The following is a 16,324-nucleotide window of genomic DNA, read 5'->3' on the forward strand; positions in this document are numbered from 1 at the left end:
GGTTGCTATGGGTGGGTTGATCCTACCCGTGAGTAACTTCATAGTGAAGAAACGGCCCGCGACCTGGGCAGGTCGCGGGCCGTTTCTCAGGTCAGCCTAAGTGATTCAAAGCCTCACTTGTTGGCGTTGACCTTGAACTTCGCGTGACCGATGTTGACCACGGTCTTGGTGCCCTTGGCGCCGTCGAGGAGGGTCAGTCGCAGGGCGACGACCTCGACGAGGTTCTTGCTGCGCTCAACGACGACCTTGGTCTCGATCTTGGCCAGGCCGGGGATGTCGACGCGGGAGAGCGCCGACTCGAGCTGGGCGAGGGAGGCCTTCCGGTCGCCGATGTAGATGTCGCCGAACTTGGTGCCCGAGATGGAGGTCGTCGAGCCCTTGCCCTTGACGAACTTCGCGTTCGCCTGGGCGCGGATGGCCTCGATGCGGATGGCGCCGTCGCCGATGTTGACGTTGGCGACCTCACCGAAGGTGTAGCCACCGGCGGTGGTCTTGGTCTGGTTCGAGCGCTGACCGCTCGTGAGACCCTTGACGTCCACGATGTCGCCAACCTCGCCCAGCGGGACATGCCCGATGGACTTGGTCTTCAGCTTGCCCTTGGTGCCGGCGCAGCCGGCGTTGGTCAGCGGGTTCTTGCCGACCTTGACGAGACCGTTGAGAGCGGAGGCGTCGACGGAGTTGGAGAAGCCGTTGAAGACCGCGCTGAACGCCTGGCCGTTGATCTCCGCACGGGAGCGACCGACGATGACCTCGGAGTCGGTGCCGTGGAGCTTGATCCAGACGCCGTTGGCGTAGGCGTGCGCGCCGTCGGCGTTGGCACGCTCGACGATGTTGCCGATGCCGATGGTGGCGATGCCCGGGATGACCAGCGGCTTGTCGCGGCCGGGGACCGGAAGGTCGACCTTCCGGCCAGGACCGGCCGGGTCGAGGACGATGTGGGCGATCTTGGACTTCGAGTCGGACTTGTAGCCCTTGCCGTCCCACCAAGCCTGGGAGACTGAGCTGAGACCCTCGACGGTGACCTTGCCGAGCGGGCTGTTGTCCAGCACCACGTCGGCGATCTTGTGCTCCGAGATGGACTTCACCATCGAGCCGGACTTGATCGTCCGCTGGCGAGTGGTGGTGGCGCCGATCGTGCCGACACCGGGCACCTTGGCACCGGCGGTGTTGTTGCTGACGTTGTGACCAGCCTTACGGGTGCACCCGATGGTCTGGTAGCCGAGGTCACCCGAGTTGGCAGGCAGGCTCCCACCGGTGACACGGGTGCCGAAACCGCTGGCGAACAGACCGAAGTCGGTGTTCGTCAGAGCGGCCTGAGAGGGCGCTGGCACAGCCAGGACTGCGCCGACGACGGCGACAGAGGCTGCGGACAGCGCGAGCGTACGCATGCTTCGCATTGTTGGTTGGACTCCGATTCTGCGGTGGGGATCCCCCAAGATCCCCGCTACGGGGCCGTGCCACCTGCCAGATCCGGGGGAACCTGGCGCACTCCCGAGTTATGGGGTGGCACACCGCTCAAACGAGGGAAAACCGTGGAAGTTATCGGGACGGAGGTCCTTTTTCCGAATGATCCGTCCTGACTACCCCAAGCCACCCAGACGAACGTAAACGGGCCGTGACCTCGGCTGAGGTCACGGCCCGTTTCAGGGATCCCGGGATTACGGGGTCAGATCGATCTTGATTCCGGTGAGTGCGTCGACCACGCCGGTCACCGTTTCGAGCACCGGCGCCACCACGTTCTTGGTCAGCGTCGGCTGATCCGGTCCGGGGGTCGGCTCGGGTTCAGGCGCCGGCTCGGGTGCCGGAGCCGGCTCGGGAGCTGGCTCAGGGGCCGGTGCCGGCGCCGGTGCGGGCTTGGGTGCAGGCGCGGGGTCTGCCGAGGCGCCCCCGCGGTTCGGGGCGGAGAGCGTCTGGCTGGAGGCGTGAGCGCCGCCGTAGGTCTCGGCGGTGGACGGTGCGTCGTAGTCGCCGTTGGAGTGCTTGCCTCCGGAGGTGGTGCGTGCGGAGGCGGGGGAGAAGGGAGATGTCGTCTCCGGCGCGATCACGCCGGGGGCGTCGATGACCTTCTGGTTGCCGGTGTCGACCACAGGAACCGCGTCGTACTGGCCGGCGTGGGCCGTGACCTGCTGCGGCTGGTCCTCGAGGTCTGTGCCGAGGTTGGACTGGGCGAAGGCACCGACACCGGCCGATGCGATCGCCATCGCCGCGAGCGGCAGGAGCACAGCCTTCTTGTTGCGGCCGCGGCGCTCCGGCGCCGGGTGCTGGTCGGCGGTCGAGCCGTTGCGGGTCGGCACCTGAGCGGCGGCGTAGGAAGGCATCGCCGGGTTGGCGAACATCACCGGCCCCGCCGGGTGCCGCTGCTGCGCCGCGTCGGGGCTCGGCTGGTAGGCGTACCGGGGTGGCTGTGTGTGCGGAGCCGACGGCAGCCGGTAGACCGGCCGAGGCGGCGAGGGCGCGGACGGCGTGTGGCGAGGTCGTACCGGCTCGGGGGTGGTGTCCGCCTTCGGGGTGGCGAACCAGGACTCGGTCGCCGGTGACAGTCCCTGGAGAGCGCGGTTGGCGATCTCGACGGGGTCTGCCGTGGTGTCGTTCGTGCTGCGCATCTGTGGTGCTTGGTGTCGAGCCGGCGTCGGCGGGACGTTCGAGTGGTCCCCCGTCGCGGGCCGACGATTCGCTTCAGTCATCTGACGCTGTCTCCTGAGCGCTTAGCGAGTGTCGGTTGTATCGCGCAGCACGTAACGGAACCAGAATCTCGACTGTTTGTCACCTTCTTCTCAGAAAAAGTTACCTCCGAGCTCGATGGAGCCCGGAGGTAACGGTAAAGATACGGCGATGGGTATCTCTGGACGGATCTACAGCGCGGCGATGGCCTCGGCGATGCTCAATGTGCGCCGCGCGGACTCGACGTGGAGGTTCTCCACCATCTTGCCGTTGTAGGTCACCACTCCGCCGTCGCTCGCCTCCCAGGTCTCGATGAGGCCCCTGGCGTCGGCCACTGCCTGCTCGCTGGGCGCGAAGCCGGCGTTGGCGCCGTCGACCTGGGAGGGATGGATCAGGGTCTTCCCGTCGAACCCGAAGATCCGGCCCTGCTCGACCTCGGCTGCGTAGCCCTCGGCGTCCTTCACGTTGTTGTAGACGCCATCGAGGATGATCTTCCCGCTCGCTCGCGCGGCGAGCACCGCCAGTTGGAGGCTGGTGACGAGGTTGGCGCGGGCGGGGACGTGGTCGACGTACAGCTCCTTGACCAGGTCGTTGGTGCCCAGGACGAGAACCGTCAGCCGCTCGGAGGCGGAGGCGATCTCCTCGGCATGGAGGATGGCGTACGGGCTCTCGATCATCGCCCACAGCTTCGTCTGCTCCGGGACGCCGGCCTTCTCGAAGGCCGCGACGAGGTCGTGCACCTGCTGGGCACTGTTGACCTTGGGGACGACGATGGCGTCGGGGCCGGCCTTGGCGGCGGCGGCCAGGTCGTCGGCGTGCCACTCGGTGTCGGCGCCGTTGATGCGGACGGTGAGGTACTTGTTGCCGTACTCACCTGACGTCACGGCGGCGGCTGCGTTCTCGCGCGCCTCCGGCTTGGCATCGGGGGCGACGGCGTCTTCGAGGTCGAGGATCAGCGCGTCGGCGGTGATCGTCTTGGCCTTCTCGAGGGCACGCGTGTTGGAGCTCGGCATGTAGAGGACCGAGCGCAGGGGGCGGGGGGTCGTGTCAGTCATGATCAGTCCACCTCGATGGCGTCGTAGAGCTCCTTGAGCTTCGGGTCGATGGCGGCCAGCTCCTCGGCGAGGTCGACGAGCACCAGGCACTGCTTGAGGCTGGCGTCGTCCTCCATCTTGCCGTCGAGCATGACCGCGCCGGTGCCGTCGCCCATGGCGGCGACCACGCGGCGGGCGTGCTTGATGTCCTCGACGCTGGGGGAGAAGACGCGGTTGGCGATCTCGATCTGCTTGGGGTGCAGGCTCCAGGTACCGACGCAGCCGAGCAGGAACGCGTTGCGGAACTGGTCCTCGGCCGCGACCACGTCGGTGATGTCGCCGAACGGGCCGTAGTAGGGGTAGATCCCCGCCGCGGCGCAGGCGTCGACCATCTTCGCGATCGTGTAGTGCCACAGGTCCTGCTGGAAGACGGTGCGGTTGCCGTGGATGTCACCGTCGACCGGGTCCTGGCGGACCAGGTAGCCGGGGTGGCCGCCGCCGACGCGGGTGGTCTTCATCTTCCGGTCGGCCGCGAGGTCGGCCGGGCCGAGGCTGATCCCCTGCATGCGCGGGGAGGCGAGCGCGATCTCCTCGACGTTGGCCACGCCGCGCGCGGTCTCGAGGATGGCGTGGATCAGGATCGGCCTCTGTACGCCGCCCTTGGCCTCGAGCTGCGCCAGCAGCCGGTCCACGTAGTGGATGTCCTCGGGGCCCTGCACCTTCGGGACCATCACGACGTCGAGCTTGTCGCCGATCTCGGTCACCAAGGTGACCAGGTCGTCGAGGACCCAGGGGGAGTCGAGGGAGTTGATCCGGGTCCAGAGCTGCGTCTTTCCGAAGTCTGTTCCCCTGGCGATCTCGACCAGACCCTCGCGCGCGGCGACCTTGTTGTCGGCCTTGACGGCGTCCTCCAGGTTGCCGAGGAGGACGTCGACGGTGCCGACCATGGCGGGCACCTTGGCCGCCATCTTCGGGTTCGACGGGTCGAAGAAGTGGATCGCGCGACTCGGCCGCGCCGGAATCTCCCGAAGCGGTGCGGGGGCGCCCACCGCCAACGGTGCGAAGAAGTCCTTAGGGCTCTTGTGACTCATGCAGGTCACCCTAATGGCCAGGGGTTACTCGCGGGTAGACCGTCCGTCGAGAGGGCACGGCGTGGTCGCGGGAGGCCGACGATCTGCGGATCAGCGCCTCCGTGCCGGGTGGTCCTTCGGCACTGCCTCGCCGCGCTGGATGCGCGCGGCTGCGTCGAATCCGGCGAGGAAGGCGATGAGCTTGCCGTACTTGCGGCGGGTTGTCTTCTGCTTCGTTGTCATGCCTCAAGACTCCCTTGTCAGAGGCGCCTTGAGCAGTGGCAGGATTGACTAAGAGTGATAGATTCTTGCCATGTCTTCGAAGCCGTCCATCGCCATCCCGATCGTCGACGGGATGACCCTCTTCGAGATCGGGATGCCGCTAGAGGCGCTCGGCTACGACTGGGATCACGACGCCAGCCCGCTCTACGACGTGGTCCTGTGCGGCGACCTGCGCGGAGTGCGCGTCCACGGTGGGCCACGGCTCACCCCGCAACGGCCGATGACCGCGCTGGCCGAGGCGGAAACGGTGCTGGTGCCGGCGATCCGTCCGGGCGAGCCGATCAGTCCGTCCCTGCTCCGAGAGCTCCGCCGGGCCGCCGACGCCGGCGCGCGGATGGTCTCGATGTGCACCGGCGCCTTCGCGCTGGCCGAAGCCGGGCTGCTCGACGGTCGCCGGGCCACGACCCACTGGCGGTGGGCGACCCTGTTCCGGCGTACGTATCCCGGCGTCGAGCTCGACCCGCGGGCGATCTACGTCGACGACGGTGTGCTGACCAGCGCCGGCTCGGCCGCCGGTCTGGACCTGTGTCTCCACCTGATCCGCACCGACCACGGTCAGCATGCCGCCAATACCATCGCCCGCAACCTGGTCATCGCCTCGCACCGTGACGGCGACCAGGCTCAGTACGTCGCGGCCGATCCGCTCACCGACCAGGCCCGCTGGCTCGACGAGCTGCGTGCCTGGCTTCGCGCGAACCTGCACGAGGACGTCACCCTCGAGCGCCTGGCGGCCGCCGCCGCGGTCTCGCCCCGCACCCTGGCCCGGCGATTCGAGCGCGACCTGGCCACCACTCCGATGCGCTGGGTGGCCGCTGAGCGGATCGCGGTCGCCAAGACCCTCCTCGAGACCACCGACCTGCCGATCGACCGGGTCAGCCACGAGGCCGGCTACTACTCGCCGGTGACCTTCCGGACCGGGTTCACCTCGGAGGTCGGGCTGACTCCGGGCCGCTATCGGATGCGGTTCTCGCACCGAGAGGTCGGCTAGGAGACCCGCCCCTGCCGCTGACCTGTCAGCGGCGCCACCACCGCTTCCGGCGCGACTCCTTGCGGCGTACCTCTGCTCTGGTCGCCTCCAGCCGGGCGGTCCGGCGCTCGCGCCAGGCGGCCAGCGTGGCCTCGACGTCGCGGGGCATGGTGATCAGCGGTGGCCCTTCGGGCGCGCCGTAGCGAGCCGCGATGACGCGCTCGTTGAACTCCTCGACGATCGCGCGGGCGCCGTCCTCGGTGGTCTGGGTGTCGAGGAGGTCGTCGAGCTCGGCGTCGTCCTTGCGGAGCTGGACGGACGGGGGGAGCACCACGATCTGCTCGCGTTCGACGAGCTGCTTGACCCACCAGTCGGGATCGTGGTCGCGATCGAGGTTCTTGATCGGCTTGCCGGCACCCGGCAGGTTGTCGAACTCTCCGCGCTGGATCGACTGCTGCACCTGCAGGTCGACCCACTTGGTCTGGTCGCGCATCCGGGCGGCGGCCGCCGCCTTGCTCGCGGCATCGCTGAGCCGCGGCGGCTCTGTCTCCGGGTGTCCGTCGGGCTGGTCTTCGCTCGTGGGCATGTGGTCACCTCCAGCGCAGGAGAGTTTACCCAGCCCTGGCTGCGCGGCGGGGCAGAAGAAGCAGCAGCCCGGCGACGAGGGCGGTGATGCCGCAGACCGCCCATACGGTCAGGTAGCCCGACAGGGGCGCGTGCGCCTCGCCCGAGATTGAGCCGTCGGCTGCGAGTGCGATGGCGAAGACCGCGGAGGCGATGGCGCCGCCGACTGTCTTGGTGGCGTTCGTCATCCCCGTCGCGAACGCGGTGCGGGAGGCCGGTGCCGCCGCAGCGGCCGCGGCCGGAAGTGAGGCCACCAACGCGCCCGAGCCGAGCCCGACGACGGCCATGTTGACGAGCGCCTGACCGGTGGAGCCGTGGAACGGGAGCCACATCAGATAGCCCGCGGCGACCAGGAAGCAGGCGAGCGCCTGGGCCCGCGTCGGCCCGAGGAGCCGCGCCCACAGCGGCAGGGTGAAGGCGGAGACGGCCATCGTGACGACGTACAACGCGATCAGCAGCGACACGAACGAGGCGTCTGCACCCAGCCCGAACCCGGCCTCCGCGGGATCCGTGCGCGCGAAGGTCGACAGCGGGATCTGGGCGCCCAGCACCGACATCCCGAACAGGAACGCGGTCAGCTGGATCGGCCACTGCCCTCGCGAGACCAGCAGACGTACGTCGATCAGCGGCTCACGCTGGCCGGCGTCGTCCAGCGCGGTCTCGATGCGCCAGAACGGGACCAGCGCGAGCAACCCCAGGACGACGAGGGCCCAGGGGAGCAGGGAACCGGCGCCGAGGACGCGTACGCCGACCAGACCGGCCATGACCAGACCGAGCACGACGGTGAGCACGGCGAGGCCGAGCCAGTCGAAGGCGCCGGCGCTGGTGCCGGAGTCGGACTCGATGCCGACGGCGATGACGACGAAGACCGCGGTCACGGCCACGGCCGGGAAGGCCAGGATCGCCCACATCGGGAGCACGCCGACGAGCGCACCGGCAGCGACCGCGCCGATGATCACCGAGAGCTGCAGCGCACCGACCAGGATCCCGGCGGCCCGCCGGGTCAGCGCCGTGTCGCCGCCGGTGCGCTTGTGGACGATGGCGACCTCGAGCGGCAGCCAGATGACGTAGGCGCCCTGGATCGACCAGGCGACCAGGAACGAGCCGAAGTCGGGAGCGACGACGGTCCACCAGGTCGCGAGCGCGGTGATCCCGGTCGCCAGCAGGAGGACCTTCTTGTGGCCGATCAGGTCGCCGAGCCGGGCGAGCGGCGGCACGCACAGCGCCGAGACGATCAGCTGCCCGGCCTCGAGCCAGTTGAGGTCGGCGTCGGAGACGCCGAGATGGTCGGCGAGGTCGGAGAAGATCGGGGTGTAGTAGCCCTGCAGGATGCCGCTGGCGAACTCGACGGCCACCAGGAAGCCGACGATCAACCAGATTCCGCGGGCGGCCGTCCGTATGCCGGTGGCCTGACGTTCGGTGGTCACAGCGACTCGAGCAACCTTCGGTAGAAGCAGATCCCGTCGAGGTAGTCGTCGACCCGGATGTTCTCGTCGGCGGCATGGATGGTGGCCCGCTGGGCGGCGGTCATCCGGAACGGCGCGAACCGGTAGACCCGGTCGCTGATCTCGTAGAAGAAGCGGGAGTCGGTCGCGGCCATGACGGTGTAGGGGGTTGGCACCGACTCCGGGAAGATCTCGGTGATGGTGGCGGTGATCAGCGAGAACGCCTCGTCGCGAGGGGAGACCGGTGACGGCTCGCCGGCTCGGACGACCTCGATCTCGACCTGCTTGTCGCCGATCGCGGACCGCAGCCGCTCGACGACCTCGGCGACCGTCTCGCCGACCATGATCCGCAGGTTGACCCCGGCGGTGGCGGTCGAGGCGATGACGTTGGCCGCCGGGCTCCCCTCCAGCGTCGTGATCGCGACGGTGGTGCGGGTCAGGGCAGCTGGCTCGGGGCCGAGCCTGGTCATGAGCCGGGCCAGTGCCGGGGCCAGCCGGCCGGCGTTGGCCAGCACGGGCCGCAGGGGCTTGGCGGCGTACGGGGCGATCTTCTCGAACATCTCCACGGTCGGCGCCGGCAGGTGCACCGGCATCGACATCCGGTCGAGGCGGGTGATCGCGCGGGCCAGCCGCGCGGTCGGGCCGTTCTGTAGTGGGGTGGAGGAGTGGCCGCCGTCGCCGGTCACCCGCAGGCGTACGTCGGTGGTGCCCTTCTCGGCGACGCCGACGACACCGATCGGCGCCGCGATCCCCGGGAAGGCGTCGAACGCGACCGCCCCGCCTTCGTCGAGCACGAACCACGGCTGGACCCCTCGGGCCCGCAGCTCCTCGGCGGCGGCCCGCGCGGCCGCACCGGTCGTCTCCTCGTCGGAGCCGAACGACAACCAGACGTCGTACGCAGGCTCGAACCCGCCAGCGAGAAGCCCCTCGACCGCGGCGCAGATCGCCACCAGCTGGCCCTTGTCGTCGAGCGTGCCGCGACCGTGGATCACGCCGTCGACGATCTCGCCGCCGAACGGGTCGTGCGTCCAGTCACCGGCGATCGGGACCACGTCCTGATGGGCCATCAGGACGATCGGCTTCTCGGCCGAGGCGCCCGGCCAGCGGAAGAGGAGCCCGTGGTCTCCGACCGGGGTCAGCTCGAGCGCCCCGTGGAGCAGCGGGAAGTGGTCGCGCAGCGCCTCGTGGAGGTGCGCGAACGCCTGGCCCTCCGCGCCCGAGCCGTCGTTGACGGTCGGGGCGCGAAGTGCGGCCTGAAGAGCGGCGACGGCGTCGAGGGTCATGGCCGAAACCTATCCGCGCGCCGCCGCTCCGAGGTGGCCCACGTCACTCTCGTGGCGGCTCCGTCACCAGTTTGTGGCCTTCCCCGCTCCGGGCAGCTCCATGCCGTCCGGATGGATGACGTAGGCGATCCCGTCGGTCGAGGTCTGCCAGACCCGCTCGAAGTTCTCGCGGGTGTAGACGTTGCGCACCTCGTCGTTGGAGGGGTAGTTGGGGTCGTAGACGATCGGATCTCCCTCGGCGGTGAAGCCACCGATGACGAGCAGGTGCCCGTTGGTGCCGTAGCCGGCCTCCGGCATCTCCTCGAGGTCCCAGTTGGCCGAGACGACCAGCGGGATGCCTGCCTTCACCAGCCGCTCCGCCTCGGCGAGCGAGCGCAGCCTGGTCACGAACCCGTCCAGGCCCCAACGGGTGGCGTAGGCGATGTTGAACGGCCAGTTGCCGGCGCCCTCGTAGGCGTAGTCCCAGGTGTTGATCGCGGCATAGTCGACCTGCGGGTCGCCGTTGGGTGCCACGATCCCCTCGAGCTCGCTGTCCGGGACCTCGCGACCCCAGTGGTACTGCACCATCGTCGTCGAGGTCGGTGAGCACCAGACCTGTCCGCCGCCACCGAACTCCGGGTATTCGCCGCGGTGGATGTTCTGGCTGAACGGGGGCAGGCCGAGGTCGATCGCCTTGCCGAGCGTCGGCGTGCTGGTGCCGGGGTAGGCGGAGGCGGGCAGGTACTCGTTGGTCAGCGTGGAGACCGACCGCAGGCTCGGGGAGACGGTCGCGCCCTCGGGGCGCAGCAGGGTCACGCTGGTCTGGAAGGCCTCGGGCTCCTTGCCGGTCCGGGCGACGTAGGTGTCGGTGTAGAGCGCTGCGTCGGTGTCGTTCTGGCCCTCGACCGAGGTGCGGTGGATGTCGCCGGCCGCGAAGTCGTCGCCGGCCGTCCAACGACCCATCACGAACCACTTCGTCCAGGTGCCATCCGCCTTCTGGCCGCGGAACCGGACCTCGGCCCAGGTGCCGGTCGGGGTGTCGACGTCCCAGGAGGTGACCGACTCGTCGATCGCGTATCCGGTCCTGACCACGGGCGAGGTCCAGGTGCCGTACTCGTAGGTCTTCGCCGTGCCGTCGCCGAAGGGGTCGGTGTAGGTCGTCGTCCCGGCGTCGCGGCCGATCCGGAGGGTGCCGCTCTGGCCCGGACGGAGGTTGCTCGACCTCCCCTTCGCGAAGTCGTCGCCGCTGTCCCACTGGGTCAGGGTGATGTCGGTCGGCTGGGTCTCGGACTCGGCCGCGTGGACCGGAGTCGTGGGCGCTACCAGGACGGTTGCGGCGGCGAGGGCGGCAACGTACGCGAGGCGGGACCGTGGGCTCATGCCCGGCACGCTATTCCTCATCGGAGGCTCCGGTCCTGACAATGTGCCAAGTCGGCTCACCTAATCTTCTCCGACGCTCTGTTATCTCCAGGAAGTGTCGGTGCCGGGTGGCATCCTTGGTCACCGTGAACAACTTCGCATCCGAGGGCTGGTTCAAGGACGAGTTCCACAAGAGGTACGCCGAGTCGGCCAAGGAGATCGGCCGGTTCAATCTCGCCGTGTTCGGCAAGACCGGAGTCGGCAAGTCGACGCTCGTCAACGCCGTCTTCGGGGCGGAGGTGGCGAAGACCGGGATCGGCGAGCCGGTGACGAAGGAGTCGACGCTCTACCTGCACACCAGCGGGTTCTTCGGCCTGCTCGACACCCAGGGCCTGGAGATCGGCATCGAGGGCGACCGGGTGATCAAGGATCTCGCCAAGCTGATCCAGGACCGGCGCCGCAAACCGCAGTCGGAGCAGATCCACGTGGCTTGGTACGCCGTACGTTTCGGCGACCGCCGCTTCGAGGAGACCGAGGCCGCGTTCATCCGCAAGCTCGCCGACCTGGGACTGCCGGTCGTGCTGGTGATGACCCAGGTGCCGGCCTCGCCGACAGGCGCCTACCACCCGGACGCGGTCGAGTTCGCCCAGCAGATCGACTCGCGCGGGCTGCCCGTGCACGGGGCTCGGGTCTACCTGACCAACGCGAAGGCCGACGACTTCTCCGGCCAGCAGGTCCACGGACTGCAGGAACTTGTTGATGCCACCTTTCGATGCGCGCCTGCTGGCGTCGAGGACGCCCTCACCGCGGCGCAGAAGGTGGATCTCAAGCGCAAGCAGGATCAGGCGAACACCGTGATCGCGGGTGCCGCGACCGCGGCCGGGGCCGCCGGAGCCACTCCGATCCCGTTCTCGGACGCGGTCGTCCTGGTGCCGATCCAGCTCGGGATGATGGCGCGGATCTCGGCGATCTACGGCATCGAGGTCGACAAGGCGGCCATGGCCTCGATCGCGGCCACCGCGGCCGCCACGCAGGCCGGCCGCACCGTCGCCGGCAACCTGCTCAAGATGATCCCCGGGTTCGGCACCGTCGGCGGCGGCGCGATCAACGCCACCGTCGCCGCGGGCTTCACGGGCGCCATCGGCGCCGCCTGGTCGACCGTGTGCGTCAAGCTCGCCGAGGGCAAGCTGCGCGGGGTCAACGGGGCCCTGGACACCGAGAGCGTCAGGTCGCTCTTCCTCGACGAGCTGAAGAACCAGATCTCGAGGCTGAAGGTCAACGCCAAGGAGGGTCGCTAGGGTGCGGATGTGGTCAGCCTCATCTCGCTCCCGCTCCTGCAGGCGCCCCGTGCCCGCGTCGCCCGCACGATCCGAGCGGTCACCGGCAGCCCCGGCCCGCTTGCGGGTCGCACCGTGCTGGTCACCGGCGCCAGCTCGGGGATTGGTGAGGCGACGTCGTACGCCGCGGCGCGACGCGGCGCGCACGTGCTCCTCGCCGCGCGTCGGGGCGAGGAGCTCGAGCGGGTGCGGAAGACCATCGAGGAGGCGGGCGGGCGGGCGTCGACGTACGTCGTCGACATGGCTGACGGCGAGTCGATCGACGCGCTGGTGGAGCGGCTGCTGGCAGAGCACGGCGCGGTCGACTACCTGGTCAACAACGCCGGCAGGTCGATCCGCCGGTCGCTGGAGCTGACCCACGGCCGCTTCCATGACTTCGAGCGGATGATGGCCGTCAACTATTTCGGCGCCGTCCGGCTCACGATGGGCCTGCTGCCTGCCATGCGAGCCCAACGCTTCGGCCATGTCGTCAACATCGTGACCTGGGGCAACCAGATCAAGGCGCCCAAGTTCGCCGCCTACATCGCCGCGAAGTCCGCCCTCGACGTCTTCGGAAGGATCCTGAGCCGCGAGGCCTACTTCGACAACGTCACCTGCACCAACATGCGCGTAGCCATCGTCCGCACCCCGATGATCGCGCCGACCGCCGAGTACGAAGGCCGCGGCGAGAGCCCCGAGGAGTGCGCCGAGCGAGTCGTCCGCGCCCTCGAAGACCGGCCGGTGACGGTGAACGGCGCGTTCGGCTCTGTCTACGAGGTCCTCAACATCGCCGCCCCGCGCCTGGCCGACCTCGCCATGGCCATCTCCCACGTACGCGCGCCGGACTCTGCCGCCGCTCGCGGGAAGGCTGGTTCCTAGGCTGCCCATGCGTGGTCGAGCAGCATGTCGCGCAGCACGAACTCGGCTTGGGACAGTGGCGGTGGGTCTGGTCGCCAGGTGTCGGGTGGTGGGCTGACGTAGGTGTGCCCGGTGGGGGTGATGGTGATGATGCTGCCGTCTGGTCCTGGTCTGGCCTGCCAGCCGAGGGCTTCCTTGGCTTGGTTGCATCTCTCGCAGAGCCCTTGGAGATTCGCGGCACTGGTCTTGCCGCCGTCTGCGTGGCGTTGGGCGTGGTCGACGTTGCGGATCGGGGCGTCGCAGCCGTTGGTGCGGCAGATCCCGCCGTCGCGGGTGGTGATGAACTCGGCGAGGCCGTCGGGGGCTTTGCGTGAGTGGGACTCCATCGCGACGAGCTGACCGGCGGGGTCGGCGAACAGGCGACGAACAAACACCTCGGCATCAGTGAGCGCTTCACGGGCCCACGCGGCGGGGACGGGGCCGTAGCCCTCGACCATGGCCGGCTGGTCGGCGTCGTTGGTGAGGGTGTCTGCGGTCATGACGATCTTGACCTCGACTCGAGGCCTCGCGCCGTCAACGGTGCGTCCGGTGACCCGGTCGACGAGGGTGTCGGCCATGACCTGGCCACGGGTCCGTTCGTCCCCCGCGGCCTGGGCAGCTTTGGCTGCCTGGTCCAGTGCCGCGAACACGGCGACGCCGTCTTTGACCGGCAGCAAGGCCCCAAGCCAGGTCATCGTGTCCGGTGCCGGCCGGACGCTGACCCGGCGGTCCTTCTCCGCGTTCGCGGCCCGGGCCACGACGGACTCTTGGTCGAGGGTGATCGCGAGCTTCTTGGCGGCGTGCTCGAGCTGCCGCAGCCCCATGGTCACCACGGCAGGCGGCTCACCGTCGGGGCCGAGGGCGCAGAGCTGGTAGTCGATGAAGCGGCGGTTCTCCAGCGAGAGGCAGGCGGTTTCGCGGGCGAGGATGGTGGCCTGCCACTGCGAGAACACGCCCGTCCTCATCAGCGCGAACGTGTGCGGCATCTCGGTGACCAGGATCTTTGCCAGCCCGAGCAGCTTGGCGCCCTTGGCGGGTGAGACTCGCCGCGCCAACGCGATCTGGGAGGCGACGCCCTCCCCAAGCTTCCGGGGAGGTACCCCGGCCTCGGCCTGCCGTGCCCGAGTGGCCTCGTCGAGGCGTACCGATGCTTCTGCCTGGACAGCCTCAGCGACACACTTGACCTCTTCGAGACGACTGATCCAGTCGACCAGGTCACCCTCGGACGCACCCACAGGCGGTCCGGCAAGGAGCTGGTCGACGGTCTCGTTCATACGCCTGATTATATGTGAAAGAGTCGCCAGTGGCTACCCATTTGTGCTGGTCAGACCCAATTTATGCGGTCCGCGAACAAGCGCCCTGAACCCCGCGCCACACCCTCGCCGCCGCCCCGATATAGGCGAAATCTTTCTCGATCAGGTGCCGAGTCAAGGATGGCCGAAGGCCACCGCGAAGCGGCGGGCGAAGCCCGTCCTTGACGCGGCGCCTGATCGAGAAACACTCGAGGAAGGGTCGGCGGCGAACCCTAGAAACGAAGAAACAGTCGCGTAGCGAGGTTTCCCCGACGAGAACCGTGTTGGTCTCGACACGCCTCCGCCTAGCGGCTCCGGCGGCTCGACCAGCGAGAAGACGGCCGTCACCACCGCCCACGATGAACAACATCCCCGACCGGAACCCGCTGACGCCGAGTAGGCGACCCCTTGGCGCCCCCAGAAGCAGGATGCCCGATGGTGACGGCCCCAATTGGGTCGAACGTATCCGGGATATCGAAAGCCGACCGAACAGCCGCGTCGGCCTCCGGAGGAATCCCGAAGTACAGCGCACCAAGACCTTCGTCGACCACGGTCTGCAGGATCAGCATGGTCGCCATGGCGGTGTCCATGTGCCAGAACGGCATCGGCCAGTGCGCCTCGTCGCGGTCGGTCCAGCCCTTGTCCGGCTCCGCGTAGCGATCCAGGTAGGCCGCCTTGGAGGAGCACGGGATCACGATCACCGGCGCCTGCATCATCCCGGTCAGCCACGCGTCGGGGTTCTCGCCAGCCTTGACGCTCGGGGCGGTGGCCTCCCAGTAGCGGCGTACGTCTTCGGGGGTGTCGAGCACGAGGAAGGCCCAGCCTTGGGAGAAGCCGGCCGACGGCGCCCGGGTGGCGTTGTGCAGGATCCTGTCGAGCACCTCAGGGTCCACGGGATCGCTGGTGTAGCTGCGGACCATCTTGCGGCGGCGTACGACCTCGGAGAACTCCATAGGTGAAGTGTCTCGTCTAAGGCGCCGAGCGCGTGACCTAGGTCGGGAAGCGAGGCGGCGGTGGTGAGAACTAAGGCGCGCGACCGATCCCGGTGCCTACCTCAGCGGAGGAGTCTTCTCGATGTCAGCAGGAAACCCCAGCAGGACAGACCCAGCAGGAGATCGAGATGTACACCACCGCAGGTTACGAAGCAGAGGTCAAGTACCGCCGCCAGCAGATCCAGAAGGACCTGGCCAAGCGCCAGCGGGCCAACCAGGCCCGTCAGGCACGGCGCAACCGCACCCGCTGAGATGCGGGCGCAGGACCGACAACGCCGAGCAGGAGAGATCCCGCTCGGCGTTGTTTCACGTCCGGAGCCAGGTGGTGCCGACCCCTGGGCCGACCCGGTGGTGACGAAAGGCGCGATGATGACCCCCATGGCGCAGAGTGCCGAGAGGCTTGTCGGACGTGATGCCGACCTGGAGACGCTGGCTGGGCTGATCGGGCTGGTCGGCAACGAGCGAGCGGCCAAGGGCAGGCATGTGCTCCTAGCCGGCGACGCCGGTGTCGGGAAGACCCGGATCCTGCGTGAGCTCCGCGGGCGAGCCGTCGCGGACGGCAGGCAGGTGTTCGTCGGACACTGCCTCGACTTCGGCGACAGCGCCGAGGCCTACCTCCCCTTCGTCGAGATCCTCGACAACATCACGACCGCGCTGCCCGAGGTGGTGGCGCAGGTGGCTGACGTGCATCCGGCGCTCCTGCGGATGGCACCGGTCGCCCGTGCGCTCGGCGGGGCTGACACCGCCGACCAGGAGGCGCTCGACCGAGGCAACCTCTTCGCCGCGATCCATGCACTGCTGGAGCGCGCGGCCGAGCAGGCGCCGGTCCTGGTCGTCGTCGAGGACACCCACTGGGCCGACCAGTCCACCCGCGACCTGCTGACCTTCCTCTTCACCCGTCCGTTCGTCGGCCCGGTCACGATCGTCGCCTCCTACCGTGCCGACGATCTCCACCGCCGCCACCCGCTGCGCCGCCAGCTCGCGGAATGGACCCGGCTGCCGTCCGTCGAGCGGGTCCATCTCGGGCGGCTCTCGGACGATGACGTACGCCTCCTGGTAGCCGAGCTCGCCGGCGATCTGGGGGTCGACGTGGAGAGCGTCGTACGCCGGGCCGAGGGCAACG

The 16,324-nt window shown here is 68.9% G+C and carries 16 protein-coding genes; 5 read left to right on the forward strand and 11 right to left on the reverse strand.

The genetic code is table 11. From position 1 onward, the window contains the following. Positions 1 to 113: 113 nt before the first annotated feature. The 5 genes from H5T77_RS23355 to H5T77_RS23375 form a co-directional block, all read right to left on the reverse strand. Complete coding sequence (locus H5T77_RS23355) at positions 114 to 1,388, reverse strand: choice-of-anchor P family protein (RefSeq protein WP_292653006.1); 1,275 nt, start codon at positions 1,386 to 1,388, stop codon at positions 114 to 116. Between the two features lie 270 nt (positions 1,389 to 1,658). Then, positions 1,659 to 2,603: a hypothetical protein gene (locus H5T77_RS23360; protein ID WP_292653007.1), complete on the reverse strand. Its 945-nt coding sequence runs from the start codon at positions 2,601 to 2,603 to the stop codon at positions 1,659 to 1,661. Positions 2,604 to 2,852: 249 nt separating this feature from the next. Further along, positions 2,853 to 3,716: an HpcH/HpaI aldolase/citrate lyase family protein gene (locus tag H5T77_RS23365; protein ID WP_292653008.1), complete on the reverse strand. Its 864-nt coding sequence runs from the start codon at positions 3,714 to 3,716 to the stop codon at positions 2,853 to 2,855. Positions 3,717 to 3,718: 2 nt separating this feature from the next. Beyond that, complete coding sequence (locus H5T77_RS23370) at positions 3,719 to 4,786, reverse strand: HpcH/HpaI aldolase/citrate lyase family protein (protein WP_292653009.1); 1,068 nt, start codon at positions 4,784 to 4,786, stop codon at positions 3,719 to 3,721. A gap of 90 nt (positions 4,787 to 4,876) precedes the next feature. Then, on the reverse strand, positions 4,877 to 5,008 hold the full coding sequence (locus H5T77_RS23375; protein WP_292653010.1) for a hypothetical protein: 132 nt from the start codon (positions 5,006 to 5,008) through the stop codon (positions 4,877 to 4,879). Between the two features lie 70 nt (positions 5,009 to 5,078). On the opposite strand from H5T77_RS23375, the gene H5T77_RS23380 reads away from it, so the two are divergent. Then, positions 5,079 to 6,035, forward strand: coding sequence for a GlxA family transcriptional regulator (locus tag H5T77_RS23380; protein WP_292653011.1), 957 nt, complete (start codon positions 5,079 to 5,081; stop codon positions 6,033 to 6,035). A 25-nt stretch (positions 6,036 to 6,060) separates the two neighbouring features. Here H5T77_RS23380 and H5T77_RS23385 read toward each other — a convergent pair whose 3' ends face one another. The 4 genes from H5T77_RS23385 to H5T77_RS23400 form a co-directional block, all read right to left on the reverse strand. Further along, a complete protein-coding gene (locus H5T77_RS23385) occupies positions 6,061 to 6,600 on the reverse strand; it encodes a DnaJ family domain-containing protein (protein WP_292653012.1) in 540 nt (179 codons plus the stop codon). Between the two features lie 25 nt (positions 6,601 to 6,625). Beyond that, positions 6,626 to 8,065, reverse strand: a complete 1,440-nt coding sequence (locus tag H5T77_RS23390; protein ID WP_292653013.1) for an MFS transporter — start codon at positions 8,063 to 8,065, stop codon at positions 6,626 to 6,628. Beyond that, entirely contained in the window at positions 8,062 to 9,366 is a 1,305-nt protein-coding gene (locus H5T77_RS23395) for a M20/M25/M40 family metallo-hydrolase (protein WP_292653014.1), read from the reverse strand. The genes H5T77_RS23390 and H5T77_RS23395 overlap by 4 nt, the downstream gene beginning before the upstream one ends. A 63-nt stretch (positions 9,367 to 9,429) precedes the next feature. Further along, the gene (locus tag H5T77_RS23400; RefSeq protein WP_292653015.1) at positions 9,430 to 10,725 is read right to left on the reverse strand and encodes a C39 family peptidase; all 1,296 of its coding nucleotides are present in this window, start codon (positions 10,723 to 10,725) and stop codon (positions 9,430 to 9,432) included. Between the two features lie 125 nt (positions 10,726 to 10,850). On the opposite strand from H5T77_RS23400, the gene H5T77_RS23405 reads away from it, so the two are divergent. After that, positions 10,851 to 12,002, forward strand: coding sequence for a GTPase family protein (locus tag H5T77_RS23405; RefSeq protein WP_292653016.1), 1,152 nt, complete (start codon positions 10,851 to 10,853; stop codon positions 12,000 to 12,002). 9 nt (positions 12,003 to 12,011) lie between these two features. Beyond that, positions 12,012 to 12,899 (forward strand): SDR family NAD(P)-dependent oxidoreductase, encoded by an 888-nt coding sequence (locus H5T77_RS23410; protein ID WP_292653017.1) that lies wholly within the window; start codon positions 12,012 to 12,014, stop codon positions 12,897 to 12,899. Here the strand turns inward: H5T77_RS23410 and H5T77_RS23415 are convergent. Together H5T77_RS23415 and H5T77_RS23420 are read right to left on the reverse strand one after the other, a co-directional pair. Next, complete coding sequence (locus H5T77_RS23415; RefSeq protein WP_292653018.1) at positions 12,896 to 14,191, reverse strand: HNH endonuclease; 1,296 nt, start codon at positions 14,189 to 14,191, stop codon at positions 12,896 to 12,898. The two genes, H5T77_RS23410 and H5T77_RS23415, sit on opposite strands and share 4 nt — an antisense overlap. A gap of 362 nt (positions 14,192 to 14,553) precedes the next feature. Beyond that, positions 14,554 to 15,162 (reverse strand): nitroreductase family protein, encoded by a 609-nt coding sequence (locus H5T77_RS23420; protein WP_292653019.1) that lies wholly within the window; start codon positions 15,160 to 15,162, stop codon positions 14,554 to 14,556. 167 nt (positions 15,163 to 15,329) lie between these two features. On the opposite strand from H5T77_RS23420, the gene H5T77_RS23425 reads away from it, so the two are divergent. Both H5T77_RS23425 and H5T77_RS23430 read left to right on the forward strand, forming a co-directional pair. Continuing rightward, complete coding sequence (locus H5T77_RS23425; RefSeq protein WP_292653020.1) at positions 15,330 to 15,452, forward strand: hypothetical protein; 123 nt, start codon at positions 15,330 to 15,332, stop codon at positions 15,450 to 15,452. Between the two features lie 127 nt (positions 15,453 to 15,579). Beyond that, positions 15,580 to 16,324, forward strand: a 745-nt coding sequence (locus H5T77_RS23430; protein WP_292653021.1) for an AAA family ATPase, incomplete at its 3' end; no start/stop codon positions are given.

The organism is Nocardioides sp., assembly GCF_014360585.1.
Taxonomy (GTDB): domain Bacteria; phylum Actinomycetota; class Actinomycetes; order Propionibacteriales; family Nocardioidaceae; genus Nocardioides.